This window comes from Microcoleus sp. S28C3 (assembly GCF_036700785.1).
Taxonomy (GTDB): domain Bacteria; phylum Cyanobacteriota; class Cyanobacteriia; order Cyanobacteriales; family Microcoleaceae; genus Microcoleus; species Microcoleus asticus.
The window spans coordinates 1-1,045 of sequence record NZ_JAUBPO010000309.1 but is presented as its reverse complement, the minus strand read 5'-3'; the positions used below and the strand labels follow the sequence as shown (position 1 = coordinate 1,045).

Below are 1,045 nucleotides of genomic sequence, written 5' to 3'. Positions count from 1 at the left end.
GATTATTATTGAGTACCTACAAAACATTTAATTAGAGTTTACCCTGTATGAGACTCAAACCTAAAAGTACCATTGCTGACCATTTTTTTGACTTAGAAGATCCAAGAATTGAGCGGACGAAACATCATAAATTAATTGATATTATCACCATCTCAATTTGTGCCGTGATTTGCGGTGCTGATACATGGGTGGATATTGAAAGTTATGGGCGAGCTAAATACGAATGGTTAAAAAAAATTTTAGAATTGCCGAATGGCATCCCTTCACATGACACAATTGCGCGAGTATTTTCTCGCATCAAACCGGAGCAATTTCAGAAATGTTTTTTGAGTTGGATTCAATCTATTAGTTGCTTCAATGCCGGAGAAGTAATCGCAATTGATGGCAAAACTCTTCGCCATTCTTACGATCGGGGGGGAGATAAAAAAGCAATTCATATGGTCAGTGCTTGGGCGACCAGTCAAAGATTAGTGTTAGGACAAATTAAGGTCGATAAAAAATCTAATGAAATCACAGCTATTCCGGCTTTACTAAAAGTATTAGAATTAAATGGAAGTATTGTTACCATTGATGCCATAGGCTGTCAGAGGTCAATTGTGAAGTCAATTGTCGAACAAGAAGGAGATTATGTAATCACCTTAAAAAAGAACCAGCCATCCCTGTATGCCAGAGTAGAAGAGTTGTTTAAGCAAGCAATTAGACAAGGATTTTCGGGATTTACCCATACAGCTTATTCGACTAAGAAAGAGGACAATCACGGTCGCTCAGAAATCCGACATCACTTAATGTTAAGTGAAATAAAAGAGTTGATTGACCCCGACAATCAATGGAACAAACTTCAAAGTATAGGTCTGATAGAATCCGTGAGAATAGTGAAGGGAAAAACAACTATTGAAACTCGTTATTACATTAGTAGTTTACCAAATAATGCTCAAAAACTGGGTGAAGCAGTCCGCAGCCATTGGGGGATTGAAAATTCTTTACATTGGGTATTAGATGTGGGTTTTCGTGAAGATGATTGTCGGATTAGAAAAGATAATGCTCC

At 37.4% G+C, this 1,045-nt stretch carries 1 protein-coding gene; it reads left to right on the top strand.

Annotated features, from left to right (window positions below; all coding sequences use genetic code 11):
• Positions 1–47: 47 nt before the first annotated feature.
• The coding region (locus QUA13_RS32615; protein WP_333205256.1) for an ISAs1 family transposase at positions 48–1,045 on the top strand (998 nt) is incomplete at its 3' end.